This is a genomic window from Nostoc sp. (assembly GCF_036917575.1).
Taxonomy (GTDB): Bacteria; Cyanobacteriota; Cyanobacteriia; order Cyanobacteriales; family Nostocaceae; genus Nostoc.
Window position 1 is genome coordinate 1 of sequence record NZ_JBALDC010000058.1, and the last position, 5,335, is coordinate 5,335.

6 protein-coding genes are annotated in these 5,335 nt (G+C 46.5%); all 6 read right to left on the bottom strand.

Annotated features, from left to right (window positions below; all coding sequences use genetic code 11):
• On the bottom strand, positions 1–699 hold a 699-nt coding region (locus V7K79_RS17645), incomplete at its 3' end, for a nitroreductase (protein WP_335049296.1).
• Between the two features lie 197 nt (positions 700–896).
• Positions 897–1,835, bottom strand: a complete 939-nt coding sequence (locus V7K79_RS17650) for an NAD-dependent epimerase/dehydratase family protein (RefSeq protein ID WP_335049297.1) — start codon at positions 1,833–1,835, stop codon at positions 897–899.
• A gap of 56 nt (positions 1,836–1,891) precedes the next feature.
• Complete coding sequence (locus V7K79_RS17655; RefSeq protein ID WP_335049298.1) at positions 1,892–2,434, bottom strand: DsbA family protein; 543 nt, start codon at positions 2,432–2,434, stop codon at positions 1,892–1,894.
• A 203-nt stretch (positions 2,435–2,637) separates the two neighbouring features.
• Positions 2,638–3,267, bottom strand: a complete 630-nt coding sequence (locus tag V7K79_RS17660; protein WP_335049299.1) for a response regulator transcription factor — start codon at positions 3,265–3,267, stop codon at positions 2,638–2,640.
• Positions 3,264–3,857 carry a sensor histidine kinase gene (locus V7K79_RS17665; RefSeq protein ID WP_335049300.1) on the bottom strand — a complete coding sequence of 198 codons (594 nt, stop codon included), beginning with the start codon at positions 3,855–3,857 and terminating at the stop codon, positions 3,264–3,266. Before V7K79_RS17665 ends, V7K79_RS17660 begins: the two co-directional genes overlap by 4 nt.
• A 27-nt stretch (positions 3,858–3,884) precedes the next feature.
• The coding region (locus tag V7K79_RS17670) for a PAS domain-containing protein (protein ID WP_335049301.1) at positions 3,885–5,335 on the bottom strand (1,451 nt) is incomplete at its 5' end.

Genomic DNA, 5,335 nt, shown 5'->3' on the forward strand with positions numbered 1-5,335 from the left:
GGGAGAGAGAGGTTGCCGTCGGCAACCTCTCTCTCCCTCCTTAAAATGATTATCATTTTTATGGACTGTATATTTTATTCTCTGGAAGTCCCTTATATGCAAATGATTAGCGGGAAAATCAGGATCGGAATAACCAACAGCTAACCCACAAATGATTAATAATTCCGGTGGAATGTTTAACTCACTACGGATAATTTCTGGATAAGCTGCTAGCGAAACCTCTATGCAGGTATCAATGCCGCGAGCAGTTAGGCACAACACCAGCGTTTGTAAATACATCCCCACACTCAAAGCATCTGCAACGCCCAAATCTCGGTGCATACAGACGATACCAACTATTGGTGCGCCAAAAAATTCGTAATTACGCAGAAGGGCTAGCTGTCTATTAACTTTATCGTCACGAGCAATCCCCATAGCTCCATAGACTTGCACGCCCAGTTCTTGACGGTAATGCTGAAAAGCTTCCGGCAGCCCAAAGGTGTAGGGCGGCTGCTGCTTGGCTTGGTTTACTAAAGCCTCTTGCAGACGATCTCGGCGTTCGCTCTGGGCAAACACCAACCGCCACGGCTGGATGTTTGAATTTGACGGCGTAAGCTGCGCTAGAGCGAGGGCTTCATCGAGCAAAGCTCGTGGCACTGGTTGCGATAAGAATTTGCGTGTTGAATGTCGGTCTTTGATAGTTTGATCGAGATCAAACATAATTTTATCAACCTTTAGTAGTTAAAGAGAGTTCCAGGAAATGATCATTTGGTTTAGCTGCTTATAAGTAAGAACTCACGTATCATAATACCAATTCGTAATTTGTAATTCGTAATTAAGAAAGCTAAACTATATCTGGGTTTGGGAGTTTGAATGTGTTGCCTCATTTTAGAGAATTGGTATAAGTCATTTATGAGTCAGCTTTGACTTTGCACGGCAGTGTTAAGCACCCATTCCAAAGGCCGAGGCTGAAAATTGAGTTCCCGTTTTGCCTTAGCATTCGATACTCCTCGCATTTGAGTACCGTAGTAAACGGCATCCGCACCACCTACTTTCAGTACCTCCTCAACGGATATCTGAGGCGGTGGTGGCGCATTCAGCCAATGAGCAAAAGCAGGGAGCCACTCGCGCACCGCTAAGGGGCGATCATCCGTAATCAGATAAATGCCAGGATTGCCCCGCTCTACTGCTGCAACTGTGGCGATCGCCACATCCTCAATGTGAATCCACGACCAGACACCTTCGCCATTACCAACGATGGGAAACTGTTGCTGTTGCACCTGTTGAGCAACGTCGCCATCTGGGGCAAACCAAGTGCCAGGGCCGTAGAAGAAGCCATAACGCAGAGCAATTCCTTCTAGATTGGGGTTCCCTAGTAAGCGACGCTCAATTTCAGTCACCGTGCGAGCATCTGCTGCAACTGCGGGTGAAGCATCCAAGGATAGTGGTATTTCTTCGTCTGCTAATCCGCTACCGGGAACTGCCCAGAATGCGATCGACTGTCTCAAGTAACGACGCACGCCAGATGCTTGCGCTGCTGCCAGTACATTAGCACCTCCTTCTTGACGAAGACGCTGGTTGAGTGGTGCTGCTGCACTCATTGACTCGCCAGTGTAAGTTTTGGGTAGGGAGGTGAGTTGTTCAATCACTACTTCCGGTTGAGCGCGAACGACGGCAGCAATGAGCGCATCGGCATCAAACACATCTGCGATCGCAGTTTCCACACCTTGTTCGATTAAAGTCCTTGCTCTTTCTGGAGAACGGGTTAAGGCGACTACATCGTGTCCTTTCGCTAGCAATTGCGCGATCAATGGACGACCGATCGCGCCCGTTGCACCTGCAACAAAAATCTTCATCTGTTAACCTCCTGTTGAAGCATATAAAACATTTACATTTTGTTTAACTTCTGTTGTTACTTACCTTGGCTCAAAATAGCTGTCATCAGTCGCTCAACTTCCCAGGCATCGTCGTAACGATTTCCATTGATAAACAAAGTTGGTGTATAGGTGACACCACATTGTTTTCCACTGTACATATCTTGGGCGACTCGATCAGCATACTGGTGTTCGGCGATCGCTCTGAGAAACTGATGTAGATCCAGCCCTAATTCGTTGGCGTACTCTAATAAATTGCCATCACTCAAAAATTTCTGACGCTCAAAGAGAATATTGTGCATTTGCCAAAACTTACCCTGTGCTGCTGCTGCCTCGGCTGCCTCAGCTGCTTTTTGTGCTTGGAAATGAAATTGTTTTTGAGGAAAGTGACGGGACACAAAGCAGAGTTGATGATCGAGTCGTTGTTGAATGGTTTTAATCATCTTGTGAACCTCTGCACAATAAGGACATTGGTAGTCGCTATACTCAATCAGAATGACAGGTGCATCTATCGCGCCTTGCAGGTGATCGTGAGGATTGATCGTAAGTAGCGATCGCTTCTGGTAACTTGGCTGCTCCATGCGAGCGGGTTAGAAAAAGTGTTGCTGCACCATGAATTTGCGAAATCTCTGCTACAGCAGGTAAACTTAGTGTATGGAAATCCCCTGTAATTGTCGCCCTGCTCAAATAGAGTTTTTTACCTATACAAACCGAGCAGTTATAACCTGTCTGTCAGACAGGTCATGACTATCCTAAAGATAGATGTTTACTCATAGCCTAGATATCAAATAGCGATCACACCTCGCTTTAGAGCAGTAATGATCGCTTGTGCCCGATCGCTTGCTCCCAACTTACTCATAATATTTTTGGTGTGAAACTTGACGGTACTTTCACTAATCGATAGTTCAGTACTAATCTCTTGATTATTCTTGCCGCGTGCCATGAGGTTCAGCACTTCTAACTCACGATTGCTCAGTTCAGGAATGCCCATGCGCTCGACCAGTTTCGCTCCTACTGCGGGTGGAATGTACTGTTGGCCCGCATGAACCGCACGAATGGCGCTCAAGAGTTCCTCAGCCCCTGCATCCTTCAGGACATATCCTTTTGCCCCAGCTTGCAGTCCACGATAGATGTCTTCATCTCCGTCGTAAGTAGTCAGTACGATAATTCGAGCTTGTTTAAATTCAGCACGAATCGTAATCGTTGCCTCAACTCCTCCGATTTCAGGCATTCGTAAATCCATTAACACAATGTCAGGCTGATATTGACGGAAGAGTGCGATCGCTTCACGCCCGTTGCTTGCTCGTCCAATCACCTTGATATCTGTTTGAGATTCAAGCAAAATGGTTAACCCCTGTGCCACCATCACATGATCGTCCGCAATCAGAACGTGAATCAGAGGAAATTGGCTCATGATCGCCCCCTGGGATTGACAAATACGACAATTTCTGTTCCTCGTCCTGGTGCGCTCTTAATCGTGAGTTGTGCGCCGATGTGCTCCGCTCGTTCAGTCATTCCCAGTAAACCAAACCCGCCGATTGTGTCATTATTGATGATAAATCCTTGACCGTTATCTTTGATCCGGAGGATGAAGTGCGATGGCTGATAGACCAATTCCACGCGAACTTCTCTGGCTTTGGCATATTTCAACGCATTGTTGAGTGCTTCCTGTCCAATACGAAGCAGGTTATTTTCGACGACGGCTTCTAGGGGATAAGCAGTGCCTACACGATTGCAGATCGCTTGTGTTTCTGTGTATGAGAACATCTGCTTTGCTAGTTGCTGTAGGGCGCTATAGAGGTCATGATTCTCTAGTGCTTGTGGACGCAGCGATTCTACTGATCGACGCGCTTCAGTAAGTCCAGAGCGAGCTAGATCACGTCCCGTTTTGAGTAGGGCTTGTGTTCCCTCTAAATCAGTTGTGATTTTCAAAGAGGCAGCTTCTAAGTGAATAATGATGCTAGTAAAAGCTTGGGCTAGTGTATCATGGATTTCCCGCGCCATGCGGTTGCGTTCTTCGATAATTGAAGCTTATTCGGCAAGTTTGCGTTCACGCAGTGCAGCGTTTCGCTGTTCGCTAATATCTGTGATCAGACCATAAAATCCTTTAATTTGAGTCAGACGATGGCGCAGAGCGCCCACTTCGTGAACGCAATCGAGAACGAGCGAAGTACTTGCTTGAGCATTGTGATGGCGCAGAGCGCCCACTTTGTGATCGCAATCAGGGATGAAGGTAGCACTGATATACTTTTTACCAAACGGGTAGGAAATTTCTGCCTCATAGGTTGTCATCTGTCCTCCTAGAGTTCGATTGATGTACGGTTGTGCAACCTGATAAGCTGCCTCACCCAGAAGTTCACGGACAGACTTGCCTATAATCTCATCTCGACTACAGTTAAACCAGACCTCATAGGTGCGGTTGACAAATCGATAGCGCTGATTGGCATCCACATAACAGATACAAACGGGTAGAGCATTGGCGATCAGTCGTAATTCTTCCTCTCGTAAGCGAAGCTCGTTGTAGACATCGCGCAATGCAGCTTCGCTTTTTAATAAAGCTGCCGTTCGTTGAGCTACCTGTTGCTCTAAGGTGCGGTTGTAATCGGCTAGCAGTTGCTCGGCTTGTTTGCGTTCAGTGATGTCTTGAAAAGCTGCGATCGCATAAATCACATTGCCCTGTTCGTCGAATACTGGAGTTCCCCACGCTTCAACTGGAATGATTGCATTGTTTTGGTGAATTTCTAAATCGTCAATTCTAGTGCGTTCACCGCTCAATGCCCGCATCACTGGCAGGTTCTCAATTGGATACGGTTGTTTTCCTCCCGCCAGATAAAGTTGATAAACCTCTGCGAGTTTATCCGGCGTTGCAGAAGGCACAATCCCTTTGCCTAATAGCTGAATTGCTTGTTGGTTAACGTAGCAAGGGCGACCTTGCGTATCCACAACTCCAATTCCAACCGGAACCGCTTCTAGAAACTGAGCCATTTGACTTTCGCTGGCGCACAGCTTTGAGTAAAGTCTGGCATTTTCGATGGCAATGGCTGCCTGAGTTGACAACAAATTCAAAACTTGCGTTCGCGTAGCGTCTCCGAAGGAGACTCGCTCTGGTGTAAACGCTCCAGTTGCTAATTGATTTTCGAGATACAATACGCCGACGAGCTTACTTTGATTCAGCAGTGGCAAACAGAAGATTGATTTCGTTTGGTTCTGCTGAATGTATGGTTCATTAATAAAGTTTCCTTCACAAGTTGCATCATTTAAAATCACAGATTCATGAGTCCGAATCACATAATTAATAATTGATTCCGGCAGATGACTTGCAATTGGGATAGATTGCAGCACTTGTGTAGCATATACATTCTCATTATCACCATCATTTAGTTCGCCAGGGAGCATCCCACTTTGGCGGATATACCTTTTCTGGGAGAATGTATGAGAATACACAAGCCGTCCGTCTAAAGCATGAACCCGGAAAAACAAGC

Bases quoted from the DNA above. Each gene is read 5' to 3' on its own strand.
- V7K79_RS17655 (WP_335049298.1), bottom strand. From the start codon at position 2,434: ATGGAGCAGCCAAGTTACCAGAAGCGATCGCTACTTACGATCAATCCT.
- V7K79_RS17665 (WP_335049300.1), bottom strand. From the start codon at position 3,857: ATGGCGCGGGAAATCCATGATACACTAGCCCAAGCTTTTACTAGCATC.
- V7K79_RS17650 (WP_335049297.1), bottom strand. From the start codon at position 1,835: ATGAAGATTTTTGTTGCAGGTGCAACGGGCGCGATCGGTCGTCCATTG.
- V7K79_RS17660 (WP_335049299.1), bottom strand. From the start codon at position 3,267: ATGAGCCAATTTCCTCTGATTCACGTTCTGATTGCGGACGATCATGTG.